Below are 21,569 nucleotides of genomic sequence, written 5' to 3' on the forward strand. Positions count from 1 at the left end.
AGGGAGGCGCCTCAATGATACCTGCAGTAGAGCTATCCCGTGTGACTCATGTCTATGTGACAGATCGAGAAGCGAAGCTGGCAGTAAATGAACTAACCGCTTCCATCATGCCGGGCGAGTTCGTTAGTCTGGTTGGGCCGAGCGGCTGTGGCAAGACGACAATACTATCCATTATCGCTGGCCTGATGAAGCCAACCTACGGATATGTAAATGTATTTGGTCAGCGAGTGAGCGGTACCTCATCTCATGTCGGCTATATGCTTCAACAGGACTATCTCTTCCCTTGGAGATCGATTCTTGACAATGCATGCATGGGGCTGGAACTGACAAAACAGTTAACCCCTGAGATGAAGGAGAGAGTTGTTCAGCTGCTTAACGGAATGGGACTCGAAGGGACAGAGAAGCTGTATCCTCATCAACTGTCCGGCGGAATGAGGCAGCGTGTTGCACTGGTCAGGACGCTTGCGACGGAACCGGAGCTTATGCTGCTGGATGAACCCTTCTCTGCCTTGGATTACCAGACGAAGCTGCAATTGGAGGATTTGGTCGTGGAAACTTTGCGTCTACGAAATAAGACGGCCATTCTCGTTACCCACGATCTGTCAGAGGCAATAGCCGTTAGTGATCGGGTGATTGTGTTGAACCGTGATCCAGGCAGCATTCGGCGAACATTCGTCATACCAGAGTCAATCCGCAACTCCCAACCCTTCTATGCACGTGAGCAGGAAGGATTCAATGATCTGTTCCATGACTTGTGGAAGGAACTTGAGGCGTCAGATCGGAGGGAAAGCAATGAGCCGACATTTGGATCTTGATGATTCACCGCCCATACCCCATCCCTCAGATAATACGAAGGAGCTAGTAGCATCGACCTATGCGCAATATCGCGCACGCAGACGTGCACTGTCAACATCAGTTACGGTGACACAGCTAATCATTCTAATCTCCTGTATAGCGCTCTGGGAGCTAGCAGGCCGACTGAAGTGGATCGATGTTCTGTTATTCAGTTATCCGAGCAAGGTAGGCGCGCAAATTGTGCAGGATGTCATGAACGGTTCCATTTGGCCCCATTTAGGGATGACAGTAGGTGAGACGATTGTAGGCTTTGTACTCGGTACTGTTTTCGGCACTCTGCTTGCCGTGCTCATTTGGTGGTCAGAATTTCTTGCGCGAGTGCTCGATCCGTATATGGTTGTCTTCAACAGCATGCCGAAAGTTGCGCTTGGCCCCTTGTTCATCGTTGGGTTTGGAGCGGGATTTACAGCCATTGTGGCTACCACTTTATCCATCACCGTAATCATTACAACCATTGTTGTGTACAATAGCTTTCGGGAAGTCGATCCAAATTACATCAAGGTTGTCCGTGTATTTGGGGGCGGGAAGCGGACGATATTTCGCAAGGTCGTTCTGCCGGCCTCATTTCCTGCGATCGTGTCCACGCTGAAGGTGAATGTCGGGCTTGCATGGGTAGGTGTAATTGTTGGTGAATTTCTTGTATCCAAGGTAGGGCTTGGATATTTGATTATATATGGATTTCAAGTGTTTAATTTTACACTGGTTATGTCATCGCTTGTCATTATCGCAATTGTGGCTACACTAATGTATAAAGCAGTTGCGTTCGTAGAGCGGAAAATCGTGAATCGTACGTAATCCGTATATGTTCTCGTGGTTTGCCGAAGTGTATATGGAGTGACAGGGGAATGCCAATGAATGGCATTCCTCTTTTTTTGCAACACGTCATCCGAGTCGATATAATGAACATGTATCATAAGAAGATAACATTACATAAGGGTCTCATTGAAGGAGCGTACTCGCACATGGTGTTCGGATTTGTTGGTATTCGTGTCATTAAGACAGCGATCGCGTCAATATTGGCGATAATCGTTGCTAACCTTGCAGGAGCAGTGAATCCGCTAGGAGCGGGCTTGCTAGCTATATTAGGAGTGGATGTTACCCGCAAGCGCAGCATAAAGACCGTGTCGGCGCGATTTCTGGCATCGGTTGTCGGCTTGCTGCTAGCTTCATTATTGTTCGGGCTTCTCGGTTTCGAGCTATGGGTGCTGGCTTTATACATATTAGTTGCATTCCCGATTATCGCTAAGCTTAATTTCAAGGAAGGAATCGTAACAAGCTCAGTTGTTGTGTTCCATATCTATGGCGCAGGAACCTTAACGCTGCATGGCGTGTTGAACGAAGTGCTTCTGCTGGCCATTGGACTTGGTGCAGCCAGTGCCGTCAATCTGGTGTATATGCCGAATGAAGAGGATAAGCTTGTCCGAATTAAGAAGGAAGTCGATGCTTACTTTTCCCTGATTTTCACACAAATTAGCTCCAATCTGAGGGATACAACCTATGTATGGGATGGACATGAAATTATTGATGCGGATGAAAAAGTAAATGAAGGAATCTTTATTGCCTCGAAGGCATTGGAGAATCGACTCATGCGTACGGATGATATTCATGCCGATGAGCAGTGGCTGCTTTATTTCTACATGCGCAAGGCACAGCTGGAAAATGTGCAGGGAATCCTTCAGCTGCTCTCTCAAGTGTATCAATCGTTCCCTCAGTGCTATTTAGTAGCAGATGTGTTTGATCAATTGAGCGAGGATGTGAAGGAGCCGCATTATACGGGCAAGACAGAACAGCTTCTGAATGATTTGGACGAGGTCTTCCGTCAAATGGATTTGCCTGTTACACGTGGAGAATTTGAAGTGCGCGCAGCCGTCTTGCAAGTAATTCGCGAGCTTCAACAATATTTGAAGATAGCGAAAAGAGATAAGAAACAACTTCGACTTGGCGTGTAACCCGCGCCAGGCCAGCATATGTTGACTCTCAAAAAATGCGTCCACTCTTAAAAAATTGTTGTCACCCTAGACGACTGTCCTGCATACACTTTAATTGAATGATTGTATGGAGGAGGTCCACAGGATGGCAAACACAGAAAAACACCACTGCCGGGAAATCATCACGAAAGCAGTCTGCGGCAAAGGTCGTAAGTTCTCTGTCGTCACACATACCGTCTCTCCGCCTAATCATCCGACAAGCATATTGGGGGCTTGGATCATAAACCATCAATATGAATCGGTGCGGGCAGGAGACGGCATTGAAGTAATTGGTACTTACGATATCAACATCTGGTATTCATACGACAACAATTCCCAAACTGACGTTGCGAAAGAAACGGTGTCGTATGTAGATCTCGTTCCGTTGTCGTATGTTGATCCGAAGCATCGTTCTTCCACTGTTGAGGTATCTGCGGAAGCAGTTCAAGAACCGAACTGCGTTGAAGCGAGTGTATCTTCGCATGGACGCGGTGTGACTATTCGTGTTGAGCGGGAATTCGTGGTGGAAATGGTTGCAGAGACAAAGGTATGTGTTCTCGTTTGTAAGGACGGGTGCAATGATTTCGAAGACAAGGATTTTGACTTTAGTGTTCAGGATGAGAGCTTCGACGACTTGGAACCGGACTTGACGGATGAGGAGTTGTAATCATCGCCGCAGGCCCTGACCGCTTGCGGCGGTTTCTCATTTCCTATTGAGGATACTCTCAACCAACATGCGCATGGTGGGTGAGCCGCTGCAGAACCTGTGCTTACAAACTTGATGATATACCCACAGGATATGCAGCAAAGGAAAGATTGTAGAGGGCGGGAGCCCTCCTTTTTTTTGGATTCGTAACAAAAATTCAGGTAATGTTGTTGGTTGGCCTCATAGCTGCAACGGGATTCTAATCAGGATGTAATCATATATGCTGGATGCGAAGGGGGAGGCGACGTTGAGCCGAGACCTTGCTTGTGAAGATAGCGTGGTTGTCATAACGGATGACTGGGAATCCGCCAACATGTGGAAGCAGTATAAAGTAAAGGCGGTCTCCAATTCCAAATATATGCGAGCCGGAGCTAGGTCAATTGCTGTTCAGGAGCATGGGAAATTAATCGTATGGTGGAAACGCAGTATGGCACAGCGGAATCGGGAGAATGCGGAGAGAGTAGTGCATCGTCAGGAGGACGAGGGCACAATCGTACTCAATCGCTATGCTGCGAGTTGGCGCTCAAGCACCATGCGTGAACGCTTGAAGCTATGGGGGTTGCCTGTGGCCGAATGGGCTACGTGGGCAGATGAATTGCCGCCGAATTCGGGCCAGCATTACGTTCGTTCTATATGCTTCTGGGTCAATGGCTGTCGTATCGTTGCTGCCGCACAGAGTTCAACTCCTCCGCAGGGTCTTCCCATGTATCGTGCGCTTGATGATTGGTCCAAGCCGCCATATCGCCGGCTTGCCCGGCTGGCTCTGCGAGCTGCATATGCAGTAGGCTGGGACATCGCTGCGGTTACGCTGCGCTGCACACCATCTTCTGCCGTGGAGGGAATATCAGACTTGCCAGCGGGTGTGCTGGATGAGCCCCAGTTGGGTGATGTAATCGTGCATATCGATCCTGTACCGCACCGAATTCCATCATGGGTACGGGAGAGGTATGCTGCAGCATGGCATGAGGAGACAACCGTGCATTCACGAATTCGGAACAAGGGAACACAACTGAAGCTTGGGATGGATGTAGAATTAATTCTATTTGATGCCCATGCCGAGAAGATCGTCCCCGCTGTTCGGTATTTGCCCAAGGGTGGGGCCGCAGGTTGTGATGCCGTGCGTCTGCAAGGACGTGTCATCTATCCTCTTATGGAGCTTCGTCCGGAACCTGCTGAGCGTCCTGCCCAGCTTGTGGAGCATTTGAGCAGGGCCATGCGGCTTGCAGACCGTATCATTGCAGAGAAGCGTGCTTCGCACTTGCAGGATTCCAAGTTAGTATGGCTGGGTGGATCGCATCCAGTAGGGAAGTTCTCGCTCGGAGGGCATATCCATGTTAGTGGAATCTCGTTAACCCCAGACTTGATAAGGGCGTTGGATACTTATGTAGCACTGCCGCTGGCCCTCCTTGAGAATCCAGCGGGTTCAATAAGGAGGCGTCCAGGGTATGGGACGTATGGAGATGTACGCGAACATGATCATGGCGGTGAGGGCGGATTTGAATACCGAACACTTCCATGCTTTATCATGACGCCGGTCCTAACGTTAGAGGTGCTAACCTTATTCCGTACGGTTGCAGTGGTTTATCCGAAGCTGACTAGGCGCGACAGTGTGCGTGAAGAGGTGATTCAAGCATTCCTGCATGCTTATCCGACAAGGGGCGATAATTATCTCACAGATGCGGGGAGACAACCTATGCGCATGCTGGCGTTAGAGCTTATGGACGACTTGCTGGGCGAGGTGAGGAAGAGCAGGAATGAATGGAGAGATGACAGCCTATCGATGCAGGCCGAGCATGCTATTCAAGCGCTGTCTCATCGCATACGTGCACAATGGATATGGGATGAGAATGAGGATTTGCGAAGTACATGGTTGGGATTGAGTGAGCGGTGACCGCGTGAAATGCGCGTGAGTCCCCGCTCTTTTTTTGATATAATAGAGTTCTACTTATGTTATCGGAGGGTGTTTATGGTGAAGCTGACACCGATGATGGAACAATATTTGAGCATCAAGGAGCAGGTTAAGGATGCCTTTTTGTTTTTCCGCCTCGGGGATTTTTACGAGATGTTCTTTGACGATGCGATTCAAGCATCGAAGGAATTGGAGATTACACTGACGGGAAGAGGCAGCAGCGGTGCAGAAGATCGTATCCCAATGTGCGGTGTGCCTTATCATTCGGCAGATAATTATATTCAGCGATTAATTGAAAAGGGATATAAGGTTGCCATCTGTGAACAGGTGGAGGATCCAGCGGAAGCTAAAGGGGTTGTCCGCCGTGAAATCGTCCGGATTGTGACGCCAGGGACGGTAATGGAAGGCAAGCTGATCGACGATAAGTCGAATCATTATCTAGTCTGTCTATCCCAAGGGAGTACCAGCAATGCACTGGCTGCCTGTGATCTGTCCACAGGGGAACTGATTGTTACTTCAGCACCGATCGGGCAATCTTGGCTTATTGATGAGCTGAATGTCTATATGCCGACAGAAGTTATTGGCCATCCTGCATTGCTGCAAGAGGCGGAGCCGCTTACGAAGGCGTGGAATCGTTCTGTTCTGTTTACCGAATGGAGCCGCAAGGATGAAGAATTGGCAAGGCAGCAGTTCGGCGAAGCCGTCTGGACTCGACTTGAGGATGAGCGGCAGCAGGCGCTTGCTATGCTGATGGGGTATTTGCAAGAAACACAGAAGCGTTCATTAAGTCAGCTAACGAATATTCGAACTTACGATCCGGATCAGTATCTGGTGTTAGATCCTTTTACACGTCGTAATTTGGAGCTTACGGAAACCGTGCGTGAGCGTGCGAAGAAAGGCTCCCTGCTCTGGCTGCTTGATCGCACCGAGACGTCGATGGGGGCAAGGCTGCTTCGTCGCTGGATTGACAAGCCCCTCATGAATCGGCAGGCCATTGAGGAGCGTTTAGAGGCTGTTGATACGCTGTATCATCATCTCATATGGCGAGAAGAACTGCGTGAGCAATTGTCCTCGGTATACGATCTGGAGCGTCTTGTTGGCCGGATTGCCTTCGGTACGGCGAACGGTCGTGATCTCGTTGCACTGAAGTCTTCGCTGAATCAGATTCCGATGCTGAAGCAGTTGTGCGAGCAGACATCGTCTGCAACACTTCATAATCTTGTCAGCGAAATGGATGCATGTGAAGATATCCACGCTTGGATTGAACGTGCGGTGGTGGACGAGCCTCCGGTGTCGGTACGTGACGGTGGACTGATTAAGCCAGGATATGATGAATATCTTGATCAGCTCCGAGAAGCAAGTGTGAACGGCAAGCGCTGGATCGCTGAGCTAGAGCGCAGAGAGAAGGAAGCGACCGGAATCAAGTCGCTAAAGATCGGATACAACAAGGTATTCGGCTATTATATCGAGGTAACGAAGTCGAATTTGTCATCCCTGCCGGAGGGACGATATGAGCGTAAGCAGACGCTGGCGAATGCAGAACGATTCGTAACGCCTGAATTGAAGGAGAAGGAAGCGCTAATTCTCGAGGCTGAGGATAAGATGCTCGGCTTGGAGTACGAGCGCTTTAGCGAGCTGCGTCAGCGCATTGGAGGCGAGATTCGCCGCCTGCAGGCATTGGCAGAAGCAGTTGCTGAAATAGACGTCTACCAATCACTCGCTGCAGTCAGTGCAGCTAGGAGATATGTTCGTCCGGCATTCACGGAGCAATTGGATATGCATATTGCTGAGGGACGTCATCCCGTTGTGGAGGCCGTCATGCAGGGCGGAGACTTCATGGCGAACGATACGGAGCTGACAGAGCAGAATGAGACGATGCTGCTCATAACAGGGCCGAATATGGCAGGTAAGAGTACGTACATGCGTCAAGTAGCCCTGATATCGATCATGGCGCAGATTGGCTGCTTCGTTCCAGCTGAACGAGCGTCTATGCCGATTGTCGATCGGATCTTCACGAGAATTGGAGCTGCAGATGATCTAATTGGCGGTCAGAGTACGTTTATGGTGGAAATGATGGATATACAGGTGATGACAGAGAAGGCAACGCGCCGCAGTTTGGTCATCATTGACGAGCTGGGTCGGGGCACATCAACGAGTGAAGGGATGTCCATTGCACAGGCTGTAGTTGAGTATGTCCACGATCGAATCGGCTGTAAGGCGCTCGTTTCGACCCATTTCCATGAATTGGCGCATATGGCGGATCGTCTGCCAAGATTGAAGAATGTATGCATGGCCGTGCAGGAAAGCGGCAATCAAGTTACCTTCCTGCGTAAGTTGATTTCAGGCGCAGCCAGCACAAGTTATGGTATCTATTGTGCACGCCTTGCGGGTCTCCCTGATCAAATTATTGATCGTGCATACGACCTGTTGAAGCAGTATGAGACAACGGATCGTGAAGGGACAACACATGCATGCCCTTCGACTTCGCAGCAAGAGCTTCCTGTCAATCATGTGGAACAGCTGTCTTTATTCGGTTGGGATCAGACTGCGGTATCTGAGGATAGTCCCGTTCAGGCACCTGCACAGTATGTGAAGCCTGTGCAAGACGATCAGACGGATGACGAGCCTTCTGTCAGGGGTGTGAAATTAACTGCTGAGACCCGTCAAGAGGCACAGCAAGAGGAATCGGAACGTAATGTTCAACATAGTGCTGAAGTACTAGCAATGAAGGAATTCATCGGCACATTGACAGATGTAGATGTGATGTCAATGACTCCATTGGAAGCAATGAATCAACTGCATGATCTGATGAAGCGGGCACGTGAAATTACTCGTGAATCCTAATGAATAAAGCATGGGAAATCAAGAGTTAAGGAGGTGTGAGAGATGGCAATTATTAAAATATTGGACGAGCACATTGCCAACCAGATTGCCGCAGGCGAAGTGGTGGAGCGTCCTTCATCGGTTGTGAAGGAACTGGTTGAGAACTCGATAGATGCAGGAGCTACACGTATTGATGTATCCGTTGAAGAAGGGGGCCTGCAGCTCATCCGAGTGAAGGACAATGGCTCCGGCATAGCGGATGATGATGCAGAAAATGCCTTTCTGCGGCATGCGACGAGCAAGATCCAGACAGGGAAGGATCTATTCTCGATTCGCAGTCTAGGGTTCCGAGGAGAGGCACTTCCGAGTATTGCGGCTGTTGCCAAGGTAGAGTTGGTAACGTCGACAGAATCTAGCGGGTTAGGCAGGCGGCTTGTTATTGAAGGCGGTGCGATCAAATCGTATGAGCCCGCACAGTCCATGCAAGGGACGGAGATTACGGTACGTGAACTGTTCTATAATACGCCTGCACGGTTAAAGTATATGAAAACAATCCAGACGGAGCTGGGGCATATCTCTGACCTCATCTATCGTTTGGCGTTATCCTATCCAAGTATAGCGTTTACCTTGAAGCATAATGAGCACACCCTGCTGCAAACGATTGGCAATGGAGACTTGTTGCAGGTTATTGCCTCTGTATATGGCGTTCAGACAGCGAAAGGGATGCTGCAGGTCAAGGGAGAACACTTGGACTTCGAGGTGGAAGGCTATATCGGAAAGCCTGAATTAACGCGCTCAAACCGCAATGCGATGTCATGGATGATCAATGGCAGATATGTCAGAAGCTTTCCGCTGAATCAAGCGATACTTCGTGCGTACCATACGTTCTTGCCGATCAATCGCTACCCGATGCTCGTGCTTCATGTGACGATGCACCCTTCTCTCGTGGATGTGAATGTGCATCCTGCCAAGCTTGAAGTTCGCTTCAGCAAAGAGGCAGAGCTGTGCGCATTCATCGAAGAGACCGTAAAGCAATTGCTGCATAAGCAGCGTCTTATTCCTGAAGCGGCTCCGAAGAAGGCGAAGGTGCGAACGTATGTCGAGCAAGCAGAGCTTCAATGGGAAGCTGCAGAGACGATAGCGGCCAATCAAGAGAAGCAATTTAAGCCAATGGGGGCGCTAGTCATTGAGTCTGATCCGTCCTCTGCTGCGCAATTAGCGAAGGAAGATCGAGAGCAGTCACAAAGCAATGCTGATACATTCCATCAACCTAACGTTCAGCGACAACCTGAACTAACGGGGAAATGGAATCAGCCCGCAGCAGCCGAAATGTCTCGTAATGCTCCAGGAGCCTTGCAACCTACAAATGAATCCGCTATTGATTCTATTGCTCTAAGTGGCTCGATAGAACAGAAGACGGAGCAGCAACAACTGCAAGAGATAGGTCGCAAGAACGAGGGTGAGCTGGCTGTAGCTGCAAGTACAGATCCAGTGGCTATTAAGTCGGCTGAATCGGCTACTAGTAACGAGACTGCCGTAGACAGTCCGGTGAAACTCAAGCAAGCTGTAGATTACGACGTGAATCCATCAACTTCCTATGATGCAGAGACAGCATTGATTGCGAACGCTCAAGAAGAGAGGGGGAGAGTTCGAGAGACGTCTCCTTCTTATGGTAGCCGCAATGCGGGAAGTTCCAATACGAGTGCTTATTCGAATGCTAAGCAGCAAGCAGGGCAAGCCGCAGTGAAGGCCGGTGCGGAGAAATGGAAGGAATGGCTGACGGAGGAAGGTAGTACGGACAACGCTGCATTGCCGAAGTTCCCCGCACTTTCTTACATTGGTCAGCTGCACGGAACATACTTGATCGCTTCGAATGAAGAGGGACTCTATTTAATTGATCAGCATGCAGCGCATGAACGAATCAATTATGAATATTATTTTGAGCGATTCGGCAAGCCGGTAGAAGCCTCTCAAGAGCTGCTTCTGCCGATCACATTAGAGTTTACCCCTGCTGATGCGGAGCGGATTCGATCCCGTATGCATTTGCTGGAGCAGGTCGGGATCATCATGGAGCCATTTGGGGGCCAAACATTCCTAGTTCGTTCCCATCCATACTGGTTCCCTAAAGGGGAAGAAACGGATATTATTCAAGAAATGACGGACTGGGTGTTGAGCGAGAAGGCGCCCGATATTGCAAAATTAAGAGAGGCCTCAGCGACGATGTGCTCTTGTAAGGCATCGATTAAAGCGAATCAGCGCTTGACAGCAGCTGAGGCGGAGACGCTATTCGTCCGATTGGGAACATGCCGCCAGCCATTTACATGTCCGCATGGCAGGCCGATCGTCATTCGATTTACAACATACGATCTGGAGAAAATGTTTAAGCGGGTTATGTGAGAATAGCTGGGGATTTGTAATTCCCTTTCCACAGCGTATATAATGAGGAGGAGCAAATGATAGTCACGACAGGCGAGTATACGTCACCAGAGCTTAAGGAGCGGGCGCGGAAGATGGCCAAGCTGTTCGGATGGTTCTATGCTGAACGGCGCGATCAGACCTTGCCTCGCATGCAGCGTAGATATGGCGACGATGAATTTCTCGTCTACCTGAACGATTGTGTCCGCTATTTGAAGTTAGGGGTCACAGAGCTGACTTATCATCCGAGTATGGCCTATGTGCGGGCGAAGCGGATTTTGTCCGGAGATGCGGACGGGATGATTACAGCGAGTGGTGTTACACCTGGCGATGAGGTGTTAGACTGTACGGCAGGCCTAGCAGGCGATTCTCTGGTGTTTGCCGTCGCGGTAGGCCCTAATGGGAAGGTTACAGCGCTGGAGAGTGAGCCGTCACTGTTTGCACTTGTGCACGAAGGGCTGCAGCTGTATGAGAGTGGTGTGGACGAGGTTACGGGAGCGATGCGCCGTATTGTGATGAAGCAGGCTGAACATCTAAGCATGCTCAGTTCACTGCCAAGCCGTTCCGTCGATGTAGTATACTTTGATCCAATGTTCCGCTCTCCCGTTACAAGCTCAGCATCGATAGATCCGCTGCGTACGATGGCGAACCACAAAGCCTTGACGCATGAAGCGATTGCGGAAGCTTGCCGTGTAGCGCGCAAGAGAGTGGTCATGAAGGAAGTAAAGAACAGCGAAGAATTTGCCCGGCTAGGATTCACCCGTGTGTTACCGTCCGGAGCGAAATTGGCATATGGGGTGATTGACATTGCTGGAGGCAACGATGAGTAATAAACCGAGGCTGCTTGTGCTCATTGGTCCGACTGCGGTTGGAAAGACGAAGCTTAGTCTTGACTTGGCTAAGAAATTCCAATGTGAGATTATATCCGGTGACAGCATGCAGGTATATCGGCAAATGGATATTGGTACAGCTAAGCTGCCTGTAGAGCAGCGAGAGGGCATTCCACACCATTTAATGGATATATTAGATCCCGATGAGCCGTATTCGGTCGCTGATTTTCAACTTCAGTGCCGGACACTCATCGACGAGATCGCGAACCGCAATCATACCCCATTTATCGTCGGGGGAACTGGGCTCTATGTTGAATCAGTATGCTACGGGTATGAATTCAGTGAACACGGTGCAGATGAAGCTTTCCGTCAAGAAATGGTGGAATTTGCAGCTTCTCACGGTGCAGAAGCGCTTCTGGAGCGCTTGCGGGGAGTGGATCCGGAAACTGCTGACAAACTGCATGCCAATGATCAGCGCAGAGTAATTAGAGCCTTGGAAGTATATCATCTTACAGGCGAGCCATTTTCGAAGCAATTAGGCCGTCAGAAAAAGGAATCGCCGTTCGATCTGTGTATCATAGGTTTGACAATGGATAGGCAGATGCTATATAAACGAATAGAGGCAAGAGTTGATATGATGATGGAGGAGGGGCTGGTGGAAGAAGTGCGCCGGCTGCTCGAACAGGGCTACTCACGAAATCTCGTATCGATGCAAGGCCTTGGCTACAAGGAAATCGCAGCGTATATTGAAGGTGACATGTCACTCGATGCTGCCGTTGAACTGCTTAAGCGCGATACAAGAAGATTTGCGAAGCGCCAGCTCTCTTGGTTCCGGCACATGAAGGATATTCACTGGGTTGATGTCACAGAAACAGATTGTACAGATCAACAATTTGAACAAATTTGTAAGCTCATAGCAGGAAAGTTTCGATAACAGGTTGAATATATTTCAACACAATCTCATGATTATTGGGGGTACGGACGATGAATAAATCTATTAACATTCAGGACACTTTTTTGAATCAATTGCGCAAGGAAAGCATTCCAGTGACCGTATATTTGACGAACGGATTCCAGATTCGTGGTGTCATTCGCGCATTCGATAACTTTACCATTGTCATCGATAGCGAGGGACGTCAACAAATGGTGTATAAACACGCCATTTCCACATTCACGCCACAACGTAACGTATCCCTGATGCAAGATCATCAGAACGAGGCGTAAATTAGATGGATTGGGGCAGATTGCCAATGAAACTTTTTGCCCCTCCATCACGTCTAATGGAATATAGTCGCTGCCGAACAACCCTGAAGGGTTGTTCTTTTCATTCGTAGTCATATTGGGTATAAGTATGAGGGATATGCTTCAATCGTATCTCAACAGGGTATGAAGAGAGAGACAATCAAAGGAATAAAGGGAGTCGGATTGCAGATGACGAGAGAAAAAGAATCAACTCAACGTACGCGCACACCGGCACATGGAAATCCTAAGCACAAAGCTAAGAAGAAAAAGAAATGGACTTGGAAAAAGACGTTTTGGCTTATGTTTTTCACGACGGCATTTGCCGTGTTCTGTGCCGTTGGCGGTTATTTGTTCGTATTATTGAACGGGGAGCGGCTGATGCGTGAATACAAGGATGCTGATATGTTCAAGCTGGCTGAGGTATCCACTGTATATGATGTGAATGGTACAGAGCTTGCTAAGCTTGGTAAAGGCATAGAACATCGAGAGATTGCTGAGCCGAGAGATATTCCGGAATTCGTTAGCAATGCCTTCATAGCGACGGAAGACAGACGCTTCAAGGAGCACTCCGGGGTCGATCTGTGGTCAATTGGGCGTGCGATGGTTAAGGACGTTGTGTCACGAAGCCTTGCAGAAGGCGGAAGTACCATTACACAGCAGCTTGCCAAAAATATGTTCCTGACGAGTGATAAGACGTTCTTCCGGAAGGCAACGGAAGTGTCGATTGCGCTTTCGTTGGAGAATCATTTTACGAAGGATGAAATTATTACGATGTACTTAAACCGGATCTTCTTCGGTAAAGGTGCATATGGCCTTAAAGCTGCTGCTAAGGTGTATTTCAATAAGGATGACTTGAATGATCTGAAGCTATGGGAAGTTGCGACTTTGGCAGCTATCCCGAAAGCGCCATCCCGATATAATCCGCTGTCGAGTCCAGAGCGATCGAAGGAACGCCGGGCTGTTGTTCTTCAACTGATGTATGAACAAGGCTATATTACGGCTGAAGAGGCGAAGAGTGCTGCAGCGGTGGAATATGATCCGAAAATGTCGGGGCACGCGGCTAAGTCGGAGGATAAGCAAAATGAAGCATACAACGCATTCATTGACTACATGGTAGAGGAAGCGACTGAGAAAACGGGTCTTACCGAGGATGAGTTGTATCGCGGAGGATATCACATTTATACGACGATGGACGCGAATGCTCAGCGCATTATGTACGATGCGTTCAACAATGACGATATGTTCGAGCAGAGCCCGGATGATACGAAAATGCAAGGCGCAATGGTTATTACAGATCATAGTAATGGCTCCATCATCGCGATGGTAGGTGGGCGGGATTATGCTCGCAAAGGATTGAATCGTGCTACTGTAAAGCGTCAGCCGGGATCGTCCTTCAAGCCAATCGTGTCCTATGCGCCAGCGCTGGAGACGGGCAAGTACTTCCCGTGGTCGAAATTGAGCAATGAGAAGCAGTGCTTCGGCAAATATTGTCCTACGAACCTTGGGGGCTACACGACATCAGTAGAGATGACGGAAGCGGTTAGACGTTCCATCAATATCCCTGCTGTATGGACATTGAATGAAATTGGAATGAAAAAAGGGTTTGAATTTGCGAAAAGCCTAGGCTTCCCTCTGACGAATGACGATTATAACTTGTCAATCGCATTGGGCGGGATGACGTACGGGGTTACTCCGATCAATATGTCAGAGGCTTATAATGCATTCGCTAACGGAGGGAATTATTATGATGCCTATGCGATTGCAAAGATTACAGACCGCAAAAACAATGACTATTATGTGTATCACGTGCCGAAAGGCAAAAAGGTTATGAGTGAGAAAACGGCTTACTATATGACTGAAATGATGCGCGAAGTCGTTACGAATGGTACGGGTAAAAATGCACAAATCAGTGGTCGTACTGTTGCAGGTAAAACGGGTACGACGCAGTATTCTGTGCCAGGCTACACTGGCAAGGGCGACCGTGATGCGTGGTTCGTCGGCTATACACCGGAATGGACAGCAGCTGTCTGGATGGGGTATGACAAGACTGACAAAAATCACCTTGTCCATGAGAGCAGCCGCAGAGCATCGAAAATGTTCAGCGAGGTTATGGGTAAGGCGCTGCAAAGCAAGAAGTCGGGTTCCTTCAAGAAGCCGGATAAAGTGGAACAAAAGCCGGAAGAACTGCGGGCGCCTAGCGGGTTGAGTGCATCGTACTCTGAGAATACAAAGAGTGTGGCACTGAGCTGGAACAGCGTATCTGGTGATAATATTTCTTACCATGTTTATCGGAAGTCTTCTAAGGACAACACATTCACACAGCTGCTCAAAGGCTTGAAGGGCAACAGCGCTGAAGATGTTGGTGTCTTCCCTGGAGAAACGTACACGTACTATGTTATAGCGGTAAATGCATCCGAAGAGTCAGGAAGATCGAATCAATCTTCCGTCACGGTTAAGGAGGAGACACCGGAAACGCCAATCGATCCACCGGCAGTAGATCCACCGGCCGTAGATCCGCCGATAACGGAACAGCCTACGAACCCGGATGAGCCGACACCGCCAACTGTACCGGAAAATCCGGATTCGAATAATAATCAGCCGGAAACTGGCGATAACGGTACAGGCATTGGAGACGGCGGTTCTACAGGGACATCTAGTGGGGATGGTTCCTCAGGATCTACAGATACGACGGGTTCCAATACGTCTAATGGATCATCAGGGATGAATAGCTTCGGAACGAAAGGGTCGGATCGCATTATTAACTCTGGCGGTCAGAAGGATAAAGACAACAGCAGCAAAGATAAGTCTGCAGGCAACGGGGCAGAGGATTCTTCGGTAGAAATTCAATCTGTTACTGGGAAGATAATTAATCACAAGCAGAATAAGAATTCGAATAAGGCTGCTTAAGATAAGAAATAGACCGTGCAAGCCGTGAGCAATAGCGGTGTCCTTCATCCACATAAGGAAGCGTAAGGCGATGTGCAGAGTGTGCAGGAGAGAGTTCCTGCACACTTTTTTTGTGATTATGTTTGTGACGTAGTATGTATCCATGTTCGGATTGCAATTCCCCTTGATATGAATCATGCTCAGGAATAGCTATAGTAACGAAACTGCTAATAACCTGTCAGACGATAGAATACATTGGAACATCGACTATTTGTGTTCAGTGTTGTGAGGAAACATGATTAGGATGAACGTCGAAAGGGTGACAAGCATGAATGTTAGGCTTCGAGCGGCAAATTCCGAAGGAAATGCACGTCCGTCTCGTCAAATAAATGTCGTGCTGCGACCTGTGGAGCAATCCAATCAGGAGACAGCCGCAAATCAGACAAATGGAGAAGCAGCAGCGGATAGCTTGGCTGTCCCACAGGATGGGCCATTTGGCGAGGTTCGCAAAGAACTTGATCGACTTGTCGGCTTGAAGCATATGAAGGACATTGCCTATGAGCTCTATGCGATTTTACAGATGAATCGTAGACGGCAGGATGCGGGGCTGATCTGCCAATCGCATGTATATCATATGATCTTCAAGGGCAATCCTGGCACGGGCAAGACGACTGTAGCCAGGATCATGGCGAAAATGTTCCAGCAGCTAGGAGTGCTCAGCAAAGGGCATTTGCTCGAAGTAGAGCGGGCTGATCTGGTTGGCGAATATATCGGACATACGGCACAGAAGACGCGAGATTTAATTAAAAGGGCAATGGGTGGCATTTTGTTTATAGATGAGGCATATAGCTTGGCCCGTGGCGGAGAAAAAGATTTCGGAAAAGAAGCAATTGATACTTTGGTAAAAGCCATGGAGGATCATAAAAATCAATTTATCCTCATATTGGCAGGGTATTCGGATGAGATGGATTGGTTAATGCAGACGAACTCTGGGCTGCCTTCGCGATTCCCAATACAAGTGGATTTCCCTGATTATTCAGTAGATGAACTTCTGCATATCGCAGAATCTATGGCAAAGGATCATGATTATGTACTAATGCCAACTACACAGGCGCAGTTAAAACAGGTGATTTTGGATGAGAAAATTCTAGCCCCTAATCTGTTCAGTAATGCGCGCTTTGTTCGAAATGTGATGGAAAAGGCGATGCGTAATCAAGCGGTTCGCCTCCTTCAGCTATATCCGCAGCAATCTCCGGGCAAGCTGGAATTAATGACATTGAAGCCAGAGGATTTAAAATGGGAGCGAAAATGAGGTATACTGAACAACGTATATGGTCAGTGATCATAGTTCGATGGAAATATGGATGATGAACCGATAAGGAGAATGTACGCGAATGCGAAAAGAGCCTCACCAAACGAATCAAAATATACCCGATCGAGCGGTGCTCGTGACTTTAATAACAGATGATGTCAAGCGGAGCGGGGTTGATCCCCAATATTCGCTTGACGAACTGGTGCAGCTGGCGGAAACGGCTGGCGTTGAGGTGTTGACCACCATGACACAGCAGCGTGAATTCCGTGATCCTAGATGGTTCATAGGAAAAGGCAAGGTACAAGAACTCAAGGCGGTCATTGATGAGATGGGTGCAACGACCGCTATTTTTGATCAAGAGCTGTCTGGCGCTCAAGTCCGCAACCTGGAACAAGCGTTGGATGTGAAGATTGTAGACCGTACTCAGCTCATTCTCGATATTTTCGCACAACGAGCAAAAACAAGAGAAGGTATCATTCAGGTGGAGCTGGCACAATTGTCATATCTGCTCCCTCGTCTATCCGGACACGGGAAGAACCTGTCGCGTCAAGGCGGCGGTATCGGGACAAGAGGGCCCGGGGAATCTCAATTGGAAACAGATCGCCGCCATATTCGAGGACGTATAACTGACTTGAAGCGTCATCTACACGAAGTCGTTCGCAACCGCAATCTGCATCGAGAGCGCCGTAAGAAGACAGGAGCGTACCAGGTTGCGCTTGTCGGCTATACGAATGCGGGGAAGTCAACGCTGCTGCGACAACTGACTCAGGCGGATGTGTATGTGGAGAACCAATTGTTTGCGACGCTGGATCCGACTTCTCGCCAGTGGGAGCTTCCTAGCGGCAAGGAAGTGGTCTTAACAGATACGGTTGGCTTTATTCAAAATTTGCCTCATGATCTCGTAGCGGCTTTTCGTGCGACATTAGAGGAAGTGAATGAGGCTGATCTCATTTTGCATGTGATGGACGCTTCTTCGCAGATGCGAGAGGATCATATGCGGGTCGTAGAGGATATTTTGCAGCAATTAGGAGCGGGAGCCAAGCCGCAAATTGTTCTCTATAATAAGAAGGATCTGTGCACCCCAGAACAACGACAGATGCTGCCGCATGATAAAGATCACTTTATTATAAGCGCTTATGATGAAGGGGATCTGGAGCGTATTCGGCAGGCAGTGCAAGATCAATTGTCCGGCCAAACGGTTACCTACCGAATATCCGCGGATCGTGGGGATTTGATTGCTTTGATCTATCGACTGGGAGAGGTTCTGGAGCAGGAGATTGACGAGAATGATCTGCTGCTTAAGGTTCGGTTGGATCGGCTAGCTGCTGAGCAGCATGGATATAAGTTGAAAGATTACATCAATAAATAAGCTTTCCTTCATGGGAATGGATCAAGGGGAATGGATAAGATGCAATTTACAGCAAGACTGGAGCAATTGGAGCAGCAAATCGAAGAGAAGATTGCTGGGCAGGTACGTGGAATCGAGCGAATTGCTGAGCGGAATCAATGGAAGGTTATTCAGGCGTTTCAGAAGCATCATGTGAGTGATTTTCACTTTGCGGGATCGACGGGGTACGGCTACAATGACCGTGGACGCGAGGTGCTTGATGAGGTATATGCTCAAGTGTTCGGTGCGGAAGCGGGATTGGTGCGACCTCATTTTGTATCAGGCACACATACGATTGGGACGGCTCTGTTCGCCGTACTTCGCCCTGGCGATGAATTGTTATACATTACGGGGACACCGTACGACACGCTGCATAAGGTGATTGGCAAAGAGAATGATGGGACAGGCTCTCTGCGTGATTGGGGAGTATCCTATAATGAGGTGCCGCTGACTGAGGCAGGAGATGTAGATTGGGAGCATGTGCGTGAAAGCATAACTGAGCGTACGAAGGTCATAGGCATTCAACGTTCACGCGGTTATGGATGGAGAGCATCCTTCACGGTTGAACAGATCGGTGAGATGGTACGGCAAGTAAAAGCGATTAAGCCGGATGTTGTTGTGTTCGTGGATAATTGCTACGGGGAATTTACAGAATTGCAGGAGCCGACGGAGCTAGGTGTTGATGTAATGGCCGGCTCGCTTATTAAGAACCCAGGAGGCGGTATTGCTGAAACAGGCGGTTACATTGTAGGTAAGCGCGTGTATGTGGAAGCAGCGGCCTCTCGCTTAACTGCACCGGGAATTGGCGGAGAAGTCGGGGCTATGTTAGGGATGACACGTTCGATGTATCAAGGTCTCTTCTTAGCGCCGAGCATCGTTGGACAAGCAGTGCGAGGCAGTGTGTTTGCAGCAGCCTTGTTCGAGGAGCTTGGGTTTGAGACCTCACCGCATTGGAAGGCGCCTCGTACTGATTTGATTCAAGCCTTGCGATTCCATACAGCCGATCATTTAATCGCGTTTGTTCAGGGGATTCAGAAAGCCTCGGCCGTTGATGCGCACGTCGTGCCTGAACCATGGGACATGCCTGGTTATGAGCATCCAGTCATTATGGCGGCAGGTACCTTCATTCAAGGGGGGAGCTTGGAGTTGTCTGCCGATGCGCCGATTCGTGTGCCATATACAGCTTACATGCAGGGTGGTCTTACGTATGCGCATGCGAAGCTCGGAGCGCTGACAGCACTGCAAACCATGGTTGATCGAGGCTTGCTAGAGCTATAAAATTATTTTTGTTAGATTTCCTGACATCCATTGACATGTTTGCTTCCAGGGGATAAAATGAGAACAAGAAAGGCATAACACGTACTCTGATCGGAGTAAATTCACGACCGCGCGTAACAGGCGTTGTTAGACTAGGATGTCAGTTAGCGCACACAGCACGTAAACTTTCTTTTATGACAAACTTGGAAGGTTGATAAGCAGTGGGAGATGAAATTCGCAGAAATATGGCGTTGTTTCCAATCGGCATCGTGATGAAGCTGACGGATTTGACGGCTCGTCAAATTCGTTACTACGAACAGCATGAATTAATTATGCCTGCTCGTACTTCTGGAAACCAGCGTCTTTTTTCCTTTAATGACGTAGAGCGATTGCTTGAAATCAAGACACTTATTGAAAAGGGAGTCAACATAGCAGGCATTAAGCAGGTACTGAATCCGGTAACGAAGGAATCGGAAGAGGCAACTGTGCTTAGTGAAGCTTCGGAGAGCAAACGCAAGGAATTGTCCGATCTCCAATTGCACCGCATGTTGAAGCAGCAGCTTATAGCCGGTAATAGACCGGGGCAAGTATCGCTGATCCAAGGCGAACTGTCTCGTTTCTTTACAAAATAGATATGAATCTAATCATGCTTATGGAGAAGGAGATGTTACCCTGTGGGTTATACCAGAGAAGACATTGAACGCATTGCGAAGGAACAAAATGTACGATTTATCCGTCTGCAATTTACGGATTTGCTCGGTACGATTAAGAATGTCGAAATTCCGGTAAGCCAATTGCCTAAGGCACTGGATAACAAAATGATGTTTGACGGTTCTTCGATTGAAGGTTATGTGCGTATTGAAGAATCCGATATGTATCTTGTCCCAGATTTGGATACATGGGTTGTCTTCCCATGGGTAACGGAAGATCGTGTCGCTAGATTGATCTGCGACGTATACACAACGGATGGAACGCCGTTTGCAGGATGCCCGCGCGGAATTTTGAAGAAAGCCTTGAAGGAAGCAGAAGCACTTGGCTTCACGTCCATGAACGTAGGTCCAGAACCGGAATTCTTCTTGTTCAAGACGGACGACAAGGGTAATCCGACAATGGAACTGAACGACCAAGGCGGTTACTTCGACTTGGCACCAACGGATCTTGGTGAGAACTGCCGCCGCGAAATCGTATTGAAGCTGGAAGAGATGGGCTTCGAAATTGAAGCTTCTCACCATGAGGTAGCTCCTGGTCAGCACGAGATCGATTTCAAATATGCAGATGCGATTAAGGCAGCAGACCAAATTCAAACCTTCAAGCTCGTCGTGAAGACGATTGCTCGTCAGCATGGCTTGCACGCTACATTCATGGCGAAGCCGCTGTTCGGTGTGAACGGTTCAGGTATGCACTGCAACATCTCCTTGTTCAACGGTAAGGAGAATGCGTTCTACGATGAAAGCGATAAGCTTGGCTTGAGTCCGGCAGCACGTCAATTTATGGCGGGGGTATTGAAGCATGCTCGCGGATTTGCGGCAATCACGAATCCAACGGTCAACTCCTATAAGCGCTTAGTTCCTGGCTATGAAGCTCCATGTTATGTGGCATGGTCTGCAAGCAACCGCAGTCCAATGGTTCGTATCCCAGCGTCCCGTGGTTTGAGCACGCGTGTTGAAGTTCGCAACCCGGATCCAGCGGCGAACCCGTACTTGGCTCTAGCGGTAATTTTAAAAGCAGGATTGGAAGGAATCAAGAAGAAGTCAGACCTTCCAGCTCCTACGGATCGTAACATTTACGTCATGACAGAAGAAGAGCGTCTGGCGGAGGGCATCCCAAGCTTGCCATCCAGCTTGAAGGAAGCATTGGAAGAGCTTTTGCGCGACGAGACGATTTGCGATGCACTGGGTGATCATGCATTGCAGCACTTCTTGGAATTGAAAGAAATTGAATGGGATATGTACAGAACGCAAGTTCACCAATGGGAACGCG

At 48.8% G+C, this 21,569-nt stretch carries 16 protein-coding genes; all 16 read left to right on the top strand.

Going from position 1 to position 21,569, the window contains the following annotated elements; translation table 11 throughout:
* Positions 1-14 precede the first annotated feature (14 nt).
* Complete coding sequence (locus BBG47_RS18965; RefSeq protein WP_065293002.1) at positions 15-815, top strand: ABC transporter ATP-binding protein; 801 nt, start codon at positions 15-17, stop codon at positions 813-815.
* Positions 793-1,650, top strand: a complete 858-nt coding sequence (locus tag BBG47_RS18970; RefSeq protein WP_094183191.1) for an ABC transporter permease — start codon at positions 793-795, stop codon at positions 1,648-1,650. Before BBG47_RS18965 ends, BBG47_RS18970 begins: the two co-directional genes overlap by 23 nt.
* A 167-nt stretch (positions 1,651-1,817) precedes the next feature.
* Positions 1,818-2,804: an aromatic acid exporter family protein gene (locus tag BBG47_RS18975; protein WP_065293016.1), complete on the top strand. Its 987-nt coding sequence runs from the start codon at positions 1,818-1,820 to the stop codon at positions 2,802-2,804.
* Between the two features lie 124 nt (positions 2,805-2,928).
* Complete coding sequence (locus BBG47_RS18980) at positions 2,929-3,489, top strand: outer spore coat protein CotE (protein WP_065293003.1); 561 nt, start codon at positions 2,929-2,931, stop codon at positions 3,487-3,489.
* A gap of 259 nt (positions 3,490-3,748) precedes the next feature.
* Positions 3,749-5,419 (top strand): putative amidoligase domain-containing protein, encoded by a 1,671-nt coding sequence (locus BBG47_RS18985; RefSeq protein ID WP_065293004.1) that lies wholly within the window; start codon positions 3,749-3,751, stop codon positions 5,417-5,419.
* Positions 5,420-5,494: 75 nt separating this feature from the next.
* Positions 5,495-8,281, top strand: a complete 2,787-nt coding sequence (gene mutS / locus BBG47_RS18990) for a DNA mismatch repair protein MutS (RefSeq protein ID WP_065293005.1) — start codon at positions 5,495-5,497, stop codon at positions 8,279-8,281.
* Between the two features lie 42 nt (positions 8,282-8,323).
* On the top strand, positions 8,324-10,657 hold the full coding sequence (gene mutL, locus BBG47_RS18995; protein ID WP_065293006.1) for a DNA mismatch repair endonuclease MutL: 2,334 nt from the start codon (positions 8,324-8,326) through the stop codon (positions 10,655-10,657).
* Between the two features lie 56 nt (positions 10,658-10,713).
* Positions 10,714-11,505: a class I SAM-dependent methyltransferase gene (locus BBG47_RS19000; RefSeq protein ID WP_065293007.1), complete on the top strand. Its 792-nt coding sequence runs from the start codon at positions 10,714-10,716 to the stop codon at positions 11,503-11,505.
* The gene (miaA, locus tag BBG47_RS19005; protein ID WP_083189458.1) at positions 11,498-12,439 is read left to right on the top strand and encodes a tRNA (adenosine(37)-N6)-dimethylallyltransferase MiaA; all 942 of its coding nucleotides are present in this window, start codon (positions 11,498-11,500) and stop codon (positions 12,437-12,439) included. Before BBG47_RS19000 ends, miaA begins: the two co-directional genes overlap by 8 nt.
* A gap of 50 nt (positions 12,440-12,489) precedes the next feature.
* Positions 12,490-12,729 carry an RNA chaperone Hfq gene (hfq, locus tag BBG47_RS19010; RefSeq protein WP_005549853.1) on the top strand — a complete coding sequence of 80 codons (240 nt, stop codon included), beginning with the start codon at positions 12,490-12,492 and terminating at the stop codon, positions 12,727-12,729.
* A gap of 207 nt (positions 12,730-12,936) precedes the next feature.
* A complete protein-coding gene (locus tag BBG47_RS19015; RefSeq protein WP_083189459.1) occupies positions 12,937-15,654 on the top strand; it encodes a penicillin-binding protein 1A in 2,718 nt (905 codons plus the stop codon).
* Between the two features lie 307 nt (positions 15,655-15,961).
* Complete coding sequence (locus BBG47_RS19020) at positions 15,962-16,945, top strand: AAA family ATPase (protein ID WP_065293019.1); 984 nt, start codon at positions 15,962-15,964, stop codon at positions 16,943-16,945.
* An 82-nt stretch (positions 16,946-17,027) separates the two neighbouring features.
* Positions 17,028-18,314: a GTPase HflX gene (gene hflX / locus BBG47_RS19025; RefSeq protein WP_065293008.1), complete on the top strand. Its 1,287-nt coding sequence runs from the start codon at positions 17,028-17,030 to the stop codon at positions 18,312-18,314.
* A gap of 39 nt (positions 18,315-18,353) precedes the next feature.
* Positions 18,354-19,610, top strand: a complete 1,257-nt coding sequence (locus BBG47_RS19030; protein ID WP_254659865.1) for a methionine gamma-lyase family protein — start codon at positions 18,354-18,356, stop codon at positions 19,608-19,610.
* A 200-nt stretch (positions 19,611-19,810) separates the two neighbouring features.
* Positions 19,811-20,221, top strand: coding sequence for a MerR family transcriptional regulator (locus BBG47_RS19035; protein WP_065293010.1), 411 nt, complete (start codon positions 19,811-19,813; stop codon positions 20,219-20,221).
* 42 nt (positions 20,222-20,263) lie between these two features.
* The coding region (gene glnA, locus BBG47_RS19040) for a type I glutamate--ammonia ligase (RefSeq protein ID WP_065293011.1) at positions 20,264-21,569 on the top strand (1,306 nt) is incomplete at its 3' end.

The sequence above is a fragment of the Paenibacillus sp. KS1 genome (genome assembly GCF_001680695.1).
In the GTDB taxonomy this organism is placed as follows: domain Bacteria; phylum Bacillota; class Bacilli; order Paenibacillales; family Paenibacillaceae; genus Paenibacillus_B; species Paenibacillus_B suaedae.